The sequence below is a fragment of the Terrisphaera buseokensis genome (assembly GCF_047521145.2).
GTDB lineage: Bacteria > Verrucomicrobiota > Verrucomicrobiia > Opitutales > Opitutaceae > ER46.
In genome coordinates, this window is record NZ_CM134186.1 from 566,323 (window position 1) to 582,232 (window position 15,910).

The window sequence follows — 15,910 nt, forward strand, 5'->3', positions numbered from 1 at the left end:
CTTCGGGCCGCACCGCCTATTCGTCCAAACCCTCCGCAATCGGGGCGTGGGGATTTCGAATATCGTGCAACTCCAAGAGTCGTACGAAATATTCCTTTTCGGAAATGATCGCCTCGGTCTTTGCGTCGATCAGTGACACCTCTGGTGGAAGGCCCGCTGCAGTTAGCGGTTTAAATCGCAGCAATGTCACCAACTCGAACTTTTCGCCGGCGTCAGTGTAGTCTTCGCGCCCGCTAACTGTGGCGAGCAATCGGGCTGCCCGGCGAAAGGTTGAGCGGGTGCGGCGAGGCGTATGATCGGCATCGGAGGCTTCTGGGAACGCGAAGAGCATGCAGACGGTAGCATACGGAAATCTCATATGAAGGCCGATAGCCTCAGTGCAAAGATCGCCGAACCGGTTCTTTAAATTCTTTCCAAACGGAGCAAAACAGATCGACTTCACCGAAACGGCAAAAATTAGACCGTGTTGTTCGTCGGAATAGCTTACGTCGACCTTTTTGCTACCCAGTCCGCCATGAAATTCCTTTTCACCGGGTTCTCCAGGAAACGGCTTCATGTTTGAAAAGCCGACCTCCCTGAGGCCTGCGGCTAGTTCTTCGGCCAACTTGCGCGAGAGCGTCTCGGCGTAGGCCTTTTTTGTTTCCCTCGGCGCGATATCGTCGGGAATGATGCCAGCGGCGATCACCGCATCGAGTAGACTCATGGAAGGGCAGAACGTTTTCTTTGCGTGCGGCGATTTCGCAAGGTCAACGCGGCCACTTGCAGAGCGGCGCATTCTTTCGCCGAGAGACCTAGCTCGGCTCGCAAATACAGCTCGTCTGCCAACTCCCGCGCCTTTGCGAATTCTCCATGACGAAGTCTCACATCGAACTCGGTGGCCGTCTCCGGGCGCAAAGGCTCCGCACGTTGCCCGCACGGGACGATCACGCTTTCTGCCTCTCTTGGTTCCAGCTTTAACATGCCGCCGCCCATCGCGTGGCCTTCGATTTCCGCGCTCATTTGAGTGAGAGAGGAAAGCCAACGTGAGGCTAGATCGTAGATCCCAAGTTTTGATTTCGGGTGCAGGCGAACCAAATGGAGCGTGTTCGGAGCCACGGCTGACGCGGCATTTGCGACCAGCCGAGTCTGGGCACCATTCATATAAGTTAAAAATCCATCCGCCACGTAGACGTGCGGCACGGCATACCATGACTTTCGTACACGGCATTTATAGGCTTCGTGTACCTTTTGCGCGCGACCAAGCTCCAAATAGCCAGCGACAGAATCCGGCAACACTCCCTCAGCCGGCAGGTAAAGCAAGTTTCCAGAGTGCCTCTTTGCGAATGCTTCGGACCAGTCGGCCTCGGTGAATTCCAATCCTCTAAGCGCTCCACCATTGAGTGCTGCCCGGCGCAGGTACCGTGGGGGTAGTTTGTGTACTTTGAGTACATCAGACGATGGATGGAAAAAATCGTTTCTCCCCGAGACATATCCAATACCGATATCGGCAAATTCGCCCACAGGCCGTGCGACTCCGACCGCTTGTAGCCGGGCGTAAAGTTCACGGATGTTTTCTGGCAGGAAAAATTCGGTGAGGCGGTGATTTCCGCGAAAGAAGCCTGTCAAATCCACACCGGTGTTCCGCGCGGGAAAAAAAGTGTCCAACGCTTCGGGTCCTTCGAGATCGTACAAACGTGCGTCGGCCAACCGGCCATCTGATCGACGCCGGTCCTCCGCCAGCAGTAAAACGGTGTCTTCGCTCAGCTGCGGAAATAGACTTCGCTGAAATGTGATGAGTTGAAGTCGATAAAAATTTTGGGCGAGAAATGCCAGAATAGGTCGGGCGTAAGACGCGTGCCCGAGTTCCATCGGCAACACCATCGCAAGACGTCCCCCCTCTGCAAGAAACGCTGTGCTGTGAACAACGAACGCTGCCCACGAACTGGCTAGCCTCGGCAATTTGACGCCCTGCACGGCTGCACGCTTGATCGCCTGCTCGCGATCGCTTCCGGTAAAGCGCTGATAGCGGATGAAGGGTGGGTTGCCGACGACTGCGTTCATGCGCGGCATTTCCGCCGGATCGATCGCGAAAAAATCCCTGCAGATCATGTGCTTCGCCGAGATCCCGAATCTGCCTTCGATTCGAACCGAGGTCTCGGCGTGAGTGGTTGGCTCCAGCTCTACCCCGAAAACTTGGGACTCGCGGCGCCTTCCCAGCTTTGTCAAGCGATCCGCTGCTGTGGCCAAGAAAATGCCACCGCCTGAGCTCGGATCCAGAACGGCATCAGTTGACGAACGAACCGCCCATCGCACCAGGAAACGGGCCACTGCTTCTTGAGTGTAGTAGGCGCCGAACGCCTTTGCATCGCTACGAGCTTCGGCGTTAGGGCTGAGTACAGGAAGGAGATTGCTGCCCATGCACGTTGATTGAGGGAGTCCGCAGGCTTGGCAAGTTCCGCTGATACAATAAAAAGAGGCCAACTGGGTGACTAAAACGGAGGCAGGTGGAGATTCGAGGCAAAGCGGACTATCCCTGTGACTCGAAGCTCGACGTGCGTGCTCCCCTTATCCCGGCCAGACGATGTCGATCAACTTCAACCTGTCGGCGTCTTGGCGGATGTGACGAGCTACGCGGAGTGGAGCCAGATCCATTCCGAGTAATCCCGTCCCGCTTGGGTCGGCGCGGGGAAGGCTTCGCAAGATCTGCACAGTGTTTCGGCGCGCCTCGGCGGCCGGGCGGTGATACGGATGGCGCCCCATGAAACCCGGAATCTGGTGTCTGGTCCTCGCCTTCCTGTTGCCGGTGCGCGTGGTCGCGGCCGAGGGCGAGTTTCTCGACCGCGTGTGGTCGGGCCATCCGGTGGGTTTCGCGCTGCTCACCGAACGCGGGTATCAGTTCGTTGCTTACTACGATGCGGAGCGCCGCATCACGGTCGCCGGCCGCAGGCTCGGTGACGCGAAGTGGACGCGCGTGCAGCCCGCGGGCGTGCCGGTTGGCAAACGCACCTCGAATGTCACGGGCTGGGACAGCCACAACACCCTGCGGCTCGCGCTCGATCGCGACGGCTGCCTGCACCTCTCCGGCAACATGCATGCGAATCCGCTGGTGTACTACCGCACGCGGCTGCCGTTCGATCTCAAGACGCTCGAGCGGCTTGATCGCATGACCGGCGAGCGCGAGACGCGCTGCACGTATCCGGTGTTTTTCAAGAACGCCGCCGGCGATCTTCTTTTCCGCTACCGCGATGGCGGCAGCGGCAATGGCAGTGATCTCTACAATATCTATGATCCCGGCACGCGCGCCTGGCGCCGAATGATCGCAACGCCGCTCCTCGAAGGCCAGGGCGAGCGCAATGCTTATGCGATCGAGCCCACGCTTGGCCCGGACGGGCGGTTTCATCTGGTGTGGATGTGGCGCGAGACGCCAGACTGCGCGACGAATCACTCACTCTCGTATGCGCGCAGCCGCGATTTCGTCCATTGGGAGAACAGTCGCGGCGAGCCGATCGCGCTGCCGATCGTGCTCGCGACGGGTGATATCATCGACGCGGCCAGACCCGGTGAAGGGCTGATCAACATGACGTTCAACCTGGGCTTTGACGCACAACAGCGGCCGGTCGTGGTGTATCACCGTTACGACGCGAACCGGAAGTCCCAGGCGTACGTGGCGCGACCGAACGAAGGCCAGCGCGGCTGGGCGGTGCGCCCGATGAGCGACTGGAATTTCCAGTGGGCGTTTGCCGGCGGTGGATCGATCGACGGCGAGGTCAAGCTGGGCCCGCCGCGGCTGGAGCACGACGGATCGCTTGTGGTGGATTTCTCAACCAAGCAGGCCGGGGCGGGGCGGTGGCGGCTGCGGGCGGACACGCTGGAGCGAATCGAGAAATTGCCCGCCACGCCGTCATCGCTGCCCGCGTCGTTTCGTCACGCGCAGTCGACGGTTCCCGGGATGGAAGTGCAGTCGGTGATCTCGCGCGCGGACGGCCGCCGCTGGGGCCTGCGCTGGGAGACGCTCGGCCGCAATCGCGACAAGCCGCGCGAGATCGCGCCGCCACCGACGGAGCTGCGATTGTATGAGTTGCCGGATAGTGAGGTGCCGGCGGCGACGAATGTGGGTTCGTGAAGGAGTGGGAGTGGACCTGGGACCGCGACCGCCCCCGGTCGCTGAATTCTAAAAGCGACCGAGGGCGGTCGCGGTCCAGGGGAAACAGTCCCAAAGAAACCGATCCCGCTCAGAACGCCTTGCCGTCCGCCTTGGTCCCGCACACGCAGACTTCGATTCCGAGTTCGGCGGCGAGCGCGGCTTTGGTGTAAAGCGCGAGATCGGCTTCCTTCGCCGAGTGCGCGTACACCACTTGGATGTGGTTGGCCTTGTGGCGGGCCATCATCTGGTCGCGGCTCACGCCGTAGGTCACGGCGTGCATGATCGGCCACTGCACGGTCGTTTCCTTCCAGCGGCGTTCGGTCTCGGCTTGCGGCAGCGTGATGACCTTGGCGCGGCCGAGATCCATCTTGAGTTTGCCGTCGGCCACGAAGATGCGGCTCCACACGATTTCACCTGGCTTCGCGATGCCGCGGACGGTGCCGCCACCGAGGCGGAAATACATCGGCGGCTGGCGCAGGGAGTCGGTGCCCTTGTAGCCGCCGATGTGGTGCGCGGGCGGCGCGCTGCCGGAGATCAGAAACACCCACACGTATTCATCGGTCGTGCCGCTGGCGTCGTACGCGCCCCAGCGGAGATCGTGCAGCGTGTTCTCGACCGGCTGGCCGAGCGCGGTGTGCACGCGATTCGTGAAGAGGCCGTCGAGGCCGGCGCATTCGTCGACCTCGTTGAAATGCGTCATCGGCTGGCCCGGGCGGATCAGTTTGCCCGCGGCATTCTTCACCGGCGGCCGGTCACTGTTGTTGAGGATGCCCTCGACCAGGTCGCTCGCGGGCAGTAGATCCTTCAGGCCCTGTTGATACTGGATGCCGATCGTCTCGCAGCCGAACTCATCGGCGATGCGCAGTGCCGCGATGTAGGTCTTGCACTGCCAGATCACCTGGCGCGCGGTGAGTTCGGTGGCCTCGTCGGTGCCGAGGTGAAACCGCATGCCCTTTTTCCGCAGCCAGTCGTACACCGTGCTGGCTTCCGCGTCGTCCACCTGCGTGGCGCCGGCGTAGAGCGCGGATTGCGAGAGCCGTTCCTTGTAGACGCCGGTGGAAAACAGCAGTTCGTCGGGAATGATGGCGTTGAACATGCCCATGCAGCCTTCGTCGAACACCCCCATGATCGACTTCCGGCGGCGGAGATCGGCGGCGATCAGTTTGGCGATGCTGCGGGCCTTGGCGGGGACCTTGGCGTCGGCGAGCGGACGCACGTGGGTGGTCGCGTGTTTGACGACGCCAGTGGTGAGCCAGGACCTCAGGCCCGCGATGAAAGGTGCGTCGGTGAAGTCCTCGCTCCACAGCGTCGAGTACTTCACGCCGGCCTTCGTCAGCGAACCGTTGAGATTCAACATGCCCACGAGGCCGGGCCAGGTGCCGCTCCAGTTCGCGACGGTGAGGATCGGGCCCCGGTGCGAGATCAGGCCTGCGAGCACGTGATGCGAGTATTGCCACACGGCCTCGGCCACGATCAGCGGGGCCTGGGGATCGAGGTCGGCGAAGATGGCCATGCCTTCCTTCTGCGAACCGATGAAGCCGTGCTTCACTGCAGGCTTGTACGGATGCGCGCGTACAATTTTCCCCCCGAGCTTCGCCACGGCGGCGCCGAGCGCCTGCTCCATGGCGTGCTGGGCGGGCCAGCAGGTTTCGTTGGCGGACTGACGAAGGTCGCCGCTGGCGACGAGAAGGACGGTCTTGGATTTTGCCATGGGGGAGATGGCCGACGGTGAGCGAGCGGAAATCGGCCGGCAAGAACGAGAATGCAAGAATGCGCTGCGCCGCCAGGTTCCGCCGCGCCGCCCGAAGGGGTGACGCCCGGCGCGGCGGCGGGCTGTTTTCCGATTGCGACGCCGCGCCCGAGCGGAGCGAATGAAGCAATGCCGCCACTCCCGCCGATCACCGTCACGGGTCTTTTCATTTACCCGGTCAAGGCGCTGCGCGGACTGAGCGTGACGAGCGCCCGGGTCGATGCGCTCGGCTTCGAGGGTGACCGGCGTTTCCTGATCGTGGATCCGGCGGGACGTTTCCTCACTCAACGCACGCATCCGCGGCTGGCGTTGATCACGACGGCGTTGTCGCCGGACACACTCACGCTTTCGACCGAGGGAGGCGGGGTTGTCACCGTGCGCCGCGCGCCTGACCCCGCGGCCGCGCGGCGCGAGGTCAGCGTGTGGAGCAGCGGCGGTCTGATCGCCGAAGATTGCGGGGCGCCGGTCGCGGCGTGGCTCAGTGAGTTTCTCGGCGTGGCGTGCGGCCTCGTGCGCATTGGGCCCGATTACGTGCGGCCGTTGGCCAAGCCGGGCAAGGCGCGCGCGGGCGACGTGGTGTCGTTTGCCGATGCGTATCCGTTTTTGGTGATCGGCGAGGCGACGCTGGCCGATTTGAACGACCGGCTGATCGCGCGCGGCGAGGAAGCGCTGCCGATGGATCGCTTCCGGCCAAACCTGGTGGTCGCGGGCGGGGCGGCGTTCGCGGAGGACGGCTGGAAACAGTTCCGCGTGGGTGATGTCGTCTTCCGCGCCGGCGGTCCGTGCGCGCGCTGCACCGTGACCACGGTGGATCAACGCACGGCGGTGCGCGGGATCGAGCCGTTGCGCACGCTCGCGGTTTACCGGCGTGATGCGGGCGATCCGACGAACGTGAATTTCGGGCAGAACCTCATCCACGAGACGAAGGCGGGCGTGGTGAAGGTGGGCGATCGCGTCGAGCTCCCATGAGGGCAACGCGGCAAAGCCACGGCCTGCTGCAGGGCGGGCCGCAGGTCGAGGGGCAGTTGTTGCGGCTGCACGCGGCGGAGGACATTCCACAGTTCTGGACGGCGCTGCAGGCGTTGCTGAGCGGGACCACGCCGTACGATGCGCTCGTGGTTTACCTCAACTTCCTCGATTTCGCGACGTCGTGGCAGGCGGCGCAGATTCTCGCGACGCCCAACGCGCGGCGGTCGACATCGTGGTTTCACCAGCGCCGGCAGGTCGACATGACGCCGCAGTTCGTCCTTTCGCAGCCGCGGAAGATCAAACTCTACCGCCTGTCCGATGTCGTGCCGGATTTCGGCGAATTGCAGCGCACGCCGTTCTTCCGTGAATTCCTCGCGCCGAACGGCTGGCATCACCTCGCGGTGGCGTTGTACTGGCGCGGCGCGCAGGTCGGTTCGCAGATCGCGATCCGGCGCACGCGCGAGCAGGGCGATTTCACTGCGGGCGAGGTCGAGTTCCTGGAAGCGGTGCATCCGCACATCGAGACCGTGCTGAACCGCCTGCTCGCGCTCGAGGAGGAACGCGCGCGCCGGCGCTGCCTCGAGGAGTTCAACCAGCACCTGCCGTTTGCCCTGATGTTTCTCAACTGGGACATGGCGCCGCTGCACGTGAATCACGCCGCGCTCGATCTCTGCGCGGTGTGGAATTTTGGCGCGAAGACCGCGCGGGCCTACCAGCCGCGCGCGGCGTTCTTCATTCCGCCGGGAATTTTCCAGGCCTGCGCCTCGCTGAAGGCTGACTGGCTCGCGCGCCAGTCCGGCGGCAACGGGCGCGCGGGCGACGCGCTCACGGTCGAACATCCGACGCAGCGTGGACTCAGGGCGTCTGTCCGCCTGCACGTGAACCAGCAGGACCGCCCGGCCTTTCCGGGGTTCGTGGTGTATCTTGAAAACCAGGACAACGCGCCTGCGGCTGATCGCCTGCCGGCGCAATCGGTGCTGGCTGGCCTGACGGTGGCCGAGCGCGAGATCGCGCGCGGCGTCTGCGAGGGCCTCGGCAACGAGGAAATCGCGGCGCGGCTGCGGAAGAGCGTCAAGACGGTGAAAGGGCAGCTCACCTCAATCTATCGCAAGTGCGGCGTGTCCGGCCGCGGCCAGCTGCTCGTGCGGCTGCGCTAGTCGACACCGGCACTAGCGCGGATGGCATCGTCCGCCGCGTCCCTTTCTCGGGCTGTAGCTACGAGCGCCAGCGAGTGGCGAACGAAGTGCCGGAGGTGCGGCGGGATACGACGCGTCCATCAGGGAGCCGCCACTCGCTGGCGCTCGTAGCCACGCTTGTCGGATGGAGCTCGGCCGGTCCGTGGAGCCGGCCGCACGCGTCCGTCCGATTGCGACCTTTGTCGCATTGTTGTCCGCCGCGGGCGTGTTATGCTCGATGGGTGCGTATCCCACCCCGATTCGCGTGCGTGTGCTGGCTGGCGTTCTTCGCGGCCGACGTCTGCTGCGCGGCGGAGCCGGCGCGCAAACCGGATCCGGTCGCGGTGCCGCAGCCCGGGAGTGAACGGCTGGTGTTCGAGGTCACCGATTCAGCCGTGCTCAATCCCGTCACCTCCGGCCGCTGGAATTTGGCGGGCACGACGCTCGAAGTCCGTTTCAGCGGTCGCATCCAGCCGCACGAGCATTCCGTGCTGCCGTTGTTCGGCGGCGGCGTGGAGGCGGTGGCCGGCCAGTTCGAGCGGGTGGTGTGGCCCGCGGGCTGGCGGGGCGAGGTGAGCGTCGATGCGCGCGCGCGCGCGGTGACGTTGACCCAGCTCCGGCCCGATCGCGCGCCGGCGTTTCCCGGCGTGGAAGGTTTCGGCAAGTACACGATCGGCGGACGCGGCGGCCGGGTGATCGAGGTCACGAACCTGAACGACAGCGGCCCGGGAAGTTTTCGCGCGGCGTGTCTGGCCACGGGACCGCGCACGGTGGTGTTTCGCGTGTCCGGGACCATTGCGCTCGAGTCGGAGTTGAAGGTGCGGAACCCTTACCTGACCATCGCGGGCCAGACCGCGCCCGGCGACGGCATCTGCGTGAAGAACTATCAGTTCAATTTCGATACGCAGCACATGATCATCCGCTACGTGCGGTTTCGTCCGGGCGACGAGAAGGCCAAGGAGCAGGATGGCTTCGGCGGGCAGGGCGATCACATCGTGGTCGATCACTGTTCGGTGAGCTGGGGCGTCGACGAGACGTTCTCGATCAACAAGGCGTCCAATCTTTCGGTGCAATGGTGCATGGTCACCGAGAGCCTGACGAAATCGCTGCACAAGAAAGGCTCGCACGGTTATGGCGGGCTCTGGGGCGGGCCGGGCGGCTCGTATCACCACAATCTCCTCGCGCATCACTCGAGCCGCAATCCGCGCGCGTCGGGCAACGCGGACTCCGGTCTGCTCGATTACCGCAACAACGTGGTCTACAACTGGGGCTTCAACAGCGCCTACGGCGGCGAGCTCTGGCCGCGCAACTGGATCAACAACACCTACAAGGCCGGGCCCGCCACGGACGAAAAAGTCCGCCACCGCATCTTCCTGCAAAAAGATCCACGCGGGAAAATGTTTCTCGCCGGCAATGTCGTGCACGGCTTTCCCGCGATTACGGCCGACAACTGGAAGGGCGTCGACTTCGCGCCCGACGGCGAGGCCACCCAAGCCACGTTGCGCGTGAACCAACCTTTTGCGGTGGCGCCGGTGACCACGCACTCGGCCGAGGTCGCGTACGATCTCGTCCTCGCGCAAGCCGGCTGCTCGCTCGTGCGCGATGCCGTCGATCGTCGGATTGTCGAGGAGGTGCGCACGGGCACGGCGTCGTTTGGCGCCAGCTACAAGGGCGGTGGGAAAGGCCTCATCGATTCGCAACGCGATGTCGGCGGCTGGCCGGAGTTGCGTTCCCTGCCGGTGCCGGTGGACTCCGATCACGACGGCATGCCCGACGAATGGGAGCGCGCTCACGGATTGGATCCCCGCGACCCCACCGACGGTCCCCGCTTGGAAAAGAGCGGCTACACGCATCTCGAAATCTACCTCAACTCCCTCGTTCCTGTTTCGAACCCCATCTGACCATGAACCTCACGCGCAGACATTTCATCGGCGCCACCTCGGCCGCCGTCATCGTTGCGGGTATGAAAGCCCAGGGCTCCGTCTTCGGGGCGAACAACCGGATTCGCCTCTGCACGATCGGCTTCAACGGCCAGGGCGGCAGCCACATCAAGGACATCCTGGGGATGAAGGCGGAGGCGGAGTACGTCGCGCTGTGCGATGTCGACGCCAACGTCCGGGCGAAGGGCGCGGAGACCGTGAAGGCCGCGCAGGGCAAGGCGCCGAAGCTGTACAAGGACATGCGCGAGGCGTTTCAGGACAAGGAAATCGACGCCGTCACGATCGCCACGCCGAATCACTGGCACGCGCTCGCGAGCATCTGGGCGTGTCAGGCGGGCAAGGATGTGTACGTCGAAAAGCCGATGTCGCATAATATCTTCGAGGGCCGGCAGGTCGCGGCGGCAGCGAAGAAGTACAATCGCATCGTGCAGCACGGCACGCAGAGCCGCTCCGATGCGACGCTGATCCGCGACATGAAGCTCATTCACGACGGCTTCATCGGCAAGATCGTCGAGTCGCGCGGCTACGTGTACAAGAACGGCAACCGCGCGCCGATCGGTCTGGGCCAGCCGGGCCCGGTGCCCGATCATCTCGACTGGACGCTGTGGCAGGGACCGGCGCAGGAGCAGCCGTTTCAAATCAACACCAAGCGCAAGAAGCCCGGCCTCCACGTGCACTACGACTGGCACTACTTCTGGAATTACGGCAACGGCGAGATCGGCAATCAGGGTGTCCACGAAATGGACATCGCGTGCTGGGGGCACAACCGCGGCCTGCCGATCAGTGTCTATAGTGCGGGCGGCCGGTTCGGCATGGATGACGCGGGCCAGACGCCGAACACGCAGGCGACGACGTTTTCGTACGGCGACGGCACGATCATGACCTTCGAGGTCCGCAATCTCGGGTCGTTCGAAGAGGCGATGGGCGGCAACTGCGGCAACAGTTTCTTCGGCACGAAGGGAATGTACGTCCGGAGCAAGGGCTTCTTCAGCTACAAGGAAATCAAGGGCGGCCCGCGCGAGGCGATCCCGGTGCCCGCGGACGCGCCGTTGCCACCCAAGGTCGATCGCTTCATGCGCTGGTTCCGCGCGATTCGTTCGCGCAACCCCGCTGACCTGCCCATGTCGCCCATGGAAGCGCACCACTCGTGCGTCCACTGCCACCTCGGCAATCTCGCGTTCCGCGCGGGCCGGTCGCTCGAGTTCGATCCGAAGACAGAGCGATTCAAGGACAGTGCGTTGAACGCGCAGCTGACGCGCGAGTATCGGAAGGGGTTCGAGGTGCCGCACCTCGCCGACCGCACGATGGCCAACGTCTGAGTCTTCCGTTCGGTTGCTGTAGGCGGGGTGCCTTCACCCCGCAGTTCGTTCGTGTTCGATGTGTTCGGCAGCGGGGTGATCCCGCCGCCGCGGGACCGCCCACTGTTTGTGACCTGCTATCTACCCCATGAAACCTACCCCGTTTTTCCCTCGTGCCACGACGTGTGCATTGATGCTGGCCGCGCTCGCGCGAGCGCAAACCGTCGCGCCCAGTCCCGCCGCCACGGCGTCGGCTGCGACTGACGACACGAAGCCGCCCGTGCAGTTGAGCCCGTTCGAAGTCGTCGCCGACACGAAGGGGTATTTCGCGGGCAACACCATGTCGGGCACGCGGCTCAACTCGAAACTCGAGGACCTCGGGGCCGCGATCACCGTGGTGACGAAGGAGCAGATGTCGGACTTCGCGATGCTCGATATCAACGACGTGTTTCTCTACTCGACGAGCACCGAGGGTACGGGCGATTACACCGACTTCGCCGTCAACAACAACGGCCACGTGGCGGACAACGTCATGAACAACCCGCGGGGCGCGAATCGCGTGCGCGGCATCGGCTCGGCCAACATCTCGATGGGCAACATCGGCATGTCCGGGCTCACGCCGGTCGATCCGCTCAACATCGAGGGCATCGAGATCAGCCGCGGGCCCAACGCCAACGTCTTCGGCCTCGGCAGTCCCGGCGGCACGCTGAACCTGATTCCGGCCGCGGCGAATTTTTCCAAGGACAAGACGCAGGTCACGACGCGCGCCGACAACCTGGGCGGCTACCGCTTCGATCTCGATGCGAACCGCGTGCTCCTCAAAAACCGGCTCGCGTTGCGCGTGAGCGGGGCGTTCCAGCACGACGCGTTCGTGCGCAAGCCGTCGGGCACCGACACCGTGCGCTACAACGGCATGGTAAAGTTCCAGCCGTTCAAGACCACGACCGTGAACGCGTCGTACTCGTACTACCGGATGAACGGCAACCGGCCGAATTCGCTGATGCCGCGCGACAGCATCACCTACTGGATTGAGCGTGGTCGCCCCGCGTGGGATCCGGTCACGCAGACGTATCGCATCGGCGATGTCACGTACGGTAACGGCGGCGCGAATACGACGACGGCGATCACCAGCGACAACAATATCCCGGATGTTTTCCAGCGTTCGTTCTCCGGCAATGATCGGAGCTACGTGTTCGTCGACGGTGGCGCCGTCGCCTACTGGACCGCGCCGACGGGCAATTCGGCCAACACGCCGCTCGCGAACAATAGCAGCAATCGCTATCTCGCCCCGAGTCCGGCGGCCGGCGTGGCGTCCGGACGGTTCTCGAGTCAGCCGCTCTTCACCACCACGCCCTCGCTGAGCGACAAGACGTATTACGACTATTCCGAGATCAATCTCGGCGCGATGAACCGGCTGGTCGATCGCACGCAGGTCGCCTACGTGCAGCTCCAGCAGATCTTCTTCAACACGCCGCGGCAGCTGCTGGTCGGCCAGGCGGACTGGTTGCGCGAGGATTCGATGCGGTTTCAGCGGAATATCTACGGCACCGGGCCCTCGAGCCAGATCCTGGTCGACGTCAACGCGCGGCTGCTCGACGGCTCCGTCAATCCGTTCTTCGGCCGGCCGTATGTCGGCCTCGACAGTCCGCTCACGCAGTGGATTCCCGGGCGCAGCGAAACCTATCGCGGCCAGCTGGCCTACAAGCTCGACCTCACGCAGGAGAAGAACGCGTTGCGCTGGCTCGGGCTGCACCAGGTGAGCGTGTACGACGAATTCCGTTACGCGATCACGCGGCGCTACAGTTATCGCGACGTGCTGGCGTCGGATCACCCGTGGCTCGCGGCCAGTGTCAACCGCACCAACTCGGGCGCTGTCACCGGCGGGCCGGCGGCGTCGCCCGCGCGCACCCGCGGCTATTTCCGTTATTACATCGGCGATGCGAACGGCACCAACGCCGATTATGCGCCGAGCACCTTCAACTACGGCCCTGCGACATACGTGTGGGGCAATGCGGCTACCGGAGCCATTCAGCGCGAGGCGGCGCGGATCGATCAGCTGCCGACGACCGACAACAGCGGCGGCGGCAACAATTCGATGCAGAACAACAAGACGACGGGCGGCGTGATTCAGAGCCTGTTTCTCGACGGTCGGGTGGTCACGACCTTCGGCGTGCGCGAAGACAAGATTTACGACAAGCGGGGCGCGGAGCCGCGGCTGTTTTCGGCGGACGGACGCGACTACGACTACGCGGCGATGAACGCGTGGGCGTCTGGTGACTATGCGTTCAACTCCGGGCGCACGAAAACGGCGGGCGGAGTGGTGCGGCCGTTTCGCAATCTCGAGAGCGTCAATCGCACGGCGCGCGCGGGCGGCGTGACGGGCGCGGTGGCGCAGATCCTCAACGGCCTCACGCTTACCTACAACGAGTCGGACAGCTTCATTCCGCAGGGGCCGCAGCAGGATGTGTTTCGCAATCAGCTGCCGAACACGCGCGGCGAGGGGAAGGACTTCGGCTTCTGGCTGAACCTGCTCGACGGCCGGGTGGTGGTGCGCGTGAATCGCTTCGAGGCGAAGCGCATCAAGACGCGCAATGGCGACGCCGCGACAATCGCGCAGCGCGTGCTGCGGCTCGATGTGTTCCAGAACGACAACTGGCAGCTCGTGAACAACGCGCGCGCGTGGGTGACGGCGGCGAATCCCACGTGGACCTCGGCGCAGATCCAGACCGAAGTCGCGCGGCAGACCGGTCTCTCCATCGAGGAGCAGGACGAACTTGCGCTGCCCGATCCCGGGATCTCGGCCACGCAGGACGTCGAATCGCGCGGCACGGAGATCGAGATCAATCTCAACCCGTCGCGTTACTGGACGATCTCCGGATCGCTCACCGACACCGAGACGACGAACACGAACGTGTCCAGTTCGACCACCGAGTGGATTGCGCGGCGCATGCCGATCTGGACGACGGTGCGCGATCCGCGCACGAACACGCTGTGGTGGAACACGAGCTATGGCGGCACCACGCCGCTCCAGACGTTCACCAACAATGTCGAGACGCCGCTGAAGATCATCCTGCAGCAGCAGGGCAAGGCCAACCCGCAGATCCGGCGTTATCGCGCAAAATTCGCGACGAACTTCCAGCTCGCGGCGATCACCGATCACCGGTGGCTGAAGAACTTCAACGTCGGCGGCTCGCTGCGCTGGGAGGACAAGGGCGGCATTGGCTACTACGGCGTGCAGCAGTTTCCCGCGTCGATCACCGAGCTCGATCCGAACCGCCCGATCTATGACAAGGCGCACCTGTATGCGGATGCCTTCATCGGTTACCGGACGAAACTCTTCGCGAAGAAGGTTGGTACGAACTTCCAGCTCAACGTGCGCAATCTCGGCGAGAACGGCCGGCTGCAGCCCGTCGGCGCGTATCCGAACGGCGTGCCGCTCGCCTACCGCATCATCGATCCGCAGCTGTTCATCCTGCAGGTGAAGTTCGATCTGTGAGGCGAGGCAAACGGGGCCACTCGCTGGCGCTCGTAGCTACGGGTACGAGCTTCATCCGGCCGTGCCCGCGCTCGAACGCAGGGTCGGTCCGTCGACCCAGTGCGCCGGGATCGTGGTGGTCGAGGGCCACTCGGGGATGCCGGTCTCGTTGCGCTGCAACTGGGCGATTAACAATTCCGTGCTGCGCGCACCGAGGGTGCGCGGCTGCAGATCGAGGCCGGCGCACGGGCGCGTTTTCATCAGCACGTTGAGGCAGACGAAGCCGTGCGTGGCGGGCAGTTCAGCACCGCAGCTTTCCATCCAATCGATCGCGATCGAGTGATGGCCGAGCACGACGTCGGGCTTGTTTTTGCGAAACCACTTCACGAAGTCCTCCTTGGTGAACGTATCGACGACCAGCGGCGGCACGACCTGGATGCCGGCCTGGTTTTCCTGGAACGCCCGGAAGGCCGCGCCCCAGCGGTATTGCAGCCGCTCGTCGTGGTGCCGTTGGAGAAAAAGTCCGGGCCGACGGTAGCCGAGCGCCACGAGTCGCTGCAGCGCGGCGAGCATGGAGCGATAGTGATCCGAGCACACGGAATGCAGCGCCGGCCGCTCGATGATATAGTCCGTGTACACGCCGGCGAACTGCGTCCAGTCGAGGTTGGACAGATCCGGCTCGTCCCAGGCCGGCAGCAAAATGACGCCATGGATGCCGCGCGACTGGAGAATCGAGTCGAGGCGCTGCACGGAGACGCCGGCGTGGCCGACCGAGAATTTCTCGACCTTGAAGCCGAGCTCCGTGGCGCGCGTTTCGGCGCCGATGACCAGTTCGCGGTGATAACGCGCGGCGGCGTCGGGACGATCGGGCTCGTTGAAATCGACGGCGGCGAGGACGCCGCGAAATGCCGTGCCGCGTGAGCGCCGCAGTTCCGACATGAGGGCGCCGGCGAGCGGATTGCGGCGGTAGCCGGCTTCGCGCGCGGCCTTTTTCACGCGGAGCGCGGTGTTCGGATCGACGCGCGGAGAACCGCGCAGGGCGTCGGACACGGTGGTGCGCGAAAGGCCCAGGACCTTGGCGAGCGAACGAAGCGTGGGGGCGGAGGCGGACATTGCTCGGACAGTCCGGACGTTTCGAGTGGGATGGACCGAAAGCAACCGTAATTGGATTGAGCGTGCC

At 64.1% G+C, this 15,910-nt stretch carries 10 protein-coding genes; 6 read left to right on the plus strand and 4 right to left on the minus strand.

The features are described from left to right. Positions 1-16: 16 nt before the first annotated feature. Both ACLJEU_RS02150 and ACLJEU_RS02155 read right to left on the minus strand, forming a co-directional pair. Positions 17-703, minus strand: coding sequence for a hypothetical protein (locus ACLJEU_RS02150; RefSeq protein WP_414664696.1), 687 nt, complete (start codon positions 701-703; stop codon positions 17-19). Next, positions 700-2,397 (minus strand): HsdM family class I SAM-dependent methyltransferase, encoded by a 1,698-nt coding sequence (locus tag ACLJEU_RS02155; protein ID WP_414664697.1) that lies wholly within the window; start codon positions 2,395-2,397, stop codon positions 700-702. The genes ACLJEU_RS02150 and ACLJEU_RS02155 overlap by 4 nt, the downstream gene beginning before the upstream one ends. A 340-nt stretch (positions 2,398-2,737) precedes the next feature. On the opposite strand from ACLJEU_RS02155, the gene ACLJEU_RS02160 reads away from it, so the two are divergent. Continuing rightward, complete coding sequence (locus ACLJEU_RS02160) at positions 2,738-4,102, plus strand: BNR repeat-containing protein (RefSeq protein ID WP_414664698.1); 1,365 nt, start codon at positions 2,738-2,740, stop codon at positions 4,100-4,102. A 109-nt stretch (positions 4,103-4,211) separates the two neighbouring features. On the opposite strand, the gene ACLJEU_RS02165 is transcribed toward ACLJEU_RS02160, so the two are convergent. Next, positions 4,212-5,834, minus strand: coding sequence for a fucose isomerase (locus ACLJEU_RS02165; protein WP_414664699.1), 1,623 nt, complete (start codon positions 5,832-5,834; stop codon positions 4,212-4,214). Positions 5,835-6,002: 168 nt separating this feature from the next. Between ACLJEU_RS02165 and ACLJEU_RS02170 the strand changes: the two genes are divergently transcribed. The 5 genes from ACLJEU_RS02170 to ACLJEU_RS02190 all read left to right on the plus strand — a co-directional run bounded on the left by ACLJEU_RS02170 (position 6,003) and on the right by ACLJEU_RS02190 (position 14,751). Further along, the gene (locus tag ACLJEU_RS02170; protein WP_414664700.1) at positions 6,003-6,842 is read left to right on the plus strand and encodes an MOSC domain-containing protein; all 840 of its coding nucleotides are present in this window, start codon (positions 6,003-6,005) and stop codon (positions 6,840-6,842) included. Further along, positions 6,839-7,999, plus strand: coding sequence for a helix-turn-helix transcriptional regulator (locus ACLJEU_RS02175; RefSeq protein ID WP_414664701.1), 1,161 nt, complete (start codon positions 6,839-6,841; stop codon positions 7,997-7,999). Before ACLJEU_RS02170 ends, ACLJEU_RS02175 begins: the two co-directional genes overlap by 4 nt. 260 nt (positions 8,000-8,259) lie before the next feature. Further along, on the plus strand, positions 8,260-9,918 hold the full coding sequence (locus ACLJEU_RS02180; RefSeq protein WP_414664702.1) for a pectate lyase family protein: 1,659 nt from the start codon (positions 8,260-8,262) through the stop codon (positions 9,916-9,918). Between the two features lie 2 nt (positions 9,919-9,920). After that, on the plus strand, positions 9,921-11,276 hold the full coding sequence (locus ACLJEU_RS02185) for a Gfo/Idh/MocA family protein (RefSeq protein WP_414664703.1): 1,356 nt from the start codon (positions 9,921-9,923) through the stop codon (positions 11,274-11,276). 127 nt (positions 11,277-11,403) lie between these two features. Further along, on the plus strand, positions 11,404-14,751 hold the full coding sequence (locus ACLJEU_RS02190; RefSeq protein WP_414664704.1) for a TonB-dependent receptor plug domain-containing protein: 3,348 nt from the start codon (positions 11,404-11,406) through the stop codon (positions 14,749-14,751). Between the two features lie 51 nt (positions 14,752-14,802). On the opposite strand, the gene ACLJEU_RS02195 is transcribed toward ACLJEU_RS02190, so the two are convergent. Further along, a complete protein-coding gene (locus tag ACLJEU_RS02195) occupies positions 14,803-15,843 on the minus strand; it encodes a LacI family DNA-binding transcriptional regulator (protein ID WP_414664705.1) in 1,041 nt (346 codons plus the stop codon). Positions 15,844-15,910: the final 67 nt, after the last annotated feature.

Coding starts and splice junctions, on each gene's coding strand:
- ACLJEU_RS02150 (WP_414664696.1), bottom strand. CDS start 703: ATGAGTCTACTCGATGCGGTGATCGCCGCTGGCATCATTCCCGACGAT.
- ACLJEU_RS02190 (WP_414664704.1), top strand. CDS start 11,404: ATGAAACCTACCCCGTTTTTCCCTCGTGCCACGACGTGTGCATTGATG.
- ACLJEU_RS02170 (WP_414664700.1), top strand. CDS start 6,003: ATGCCGCCACTCCCGCCGATCACCGTCACGGGTCTTTTCATTTACCCG.
- ACLJEU_RS02175 (WP_414664701.1), top strand. CDS start 6,839: ATGAGGGCAACGCGGCAAAGCCACGGCCTGCTGCAGGGCGGGCCGCAG.
- ACLJEU_RS02185 (WP_414664703.1), top strand. CDS start 9,921: ATGAACCTCACGCGCAGACATTTCATCGGCGCCACCTCGGCCGCCGTC.
- ACLJEU_RS02155 (WP_414664697.1), bottom strand. CDS start 2,397: ATGGGCAGCAATCTCCTTCCTGTACTCAGCCCTAACGCCGAAGCTCGT.
- ACLJEU_RS02195 (WP_414664705.1), bottom strand. CDS start 15,843: ATGTCCGCCTCCGCCCCCACGCTTCGTTCGCTCGCCAAGGTCCTGGGC.
- ACLJEU_RS02165 (WP_414664699.1), bottom strand. CDS start 5,834: ATGGCAAAATCCAAGACCGTCCTTCTCGTCGCCAGCGGCGACCTTCGT.
- ACLJEU_RS02160 (WP_414664698.1), top strand. CDS start 2,738: ATGAAACCCGGAATCTGGTGTCTGGTCCTCGCCTTCCTGTTGCCGGTG.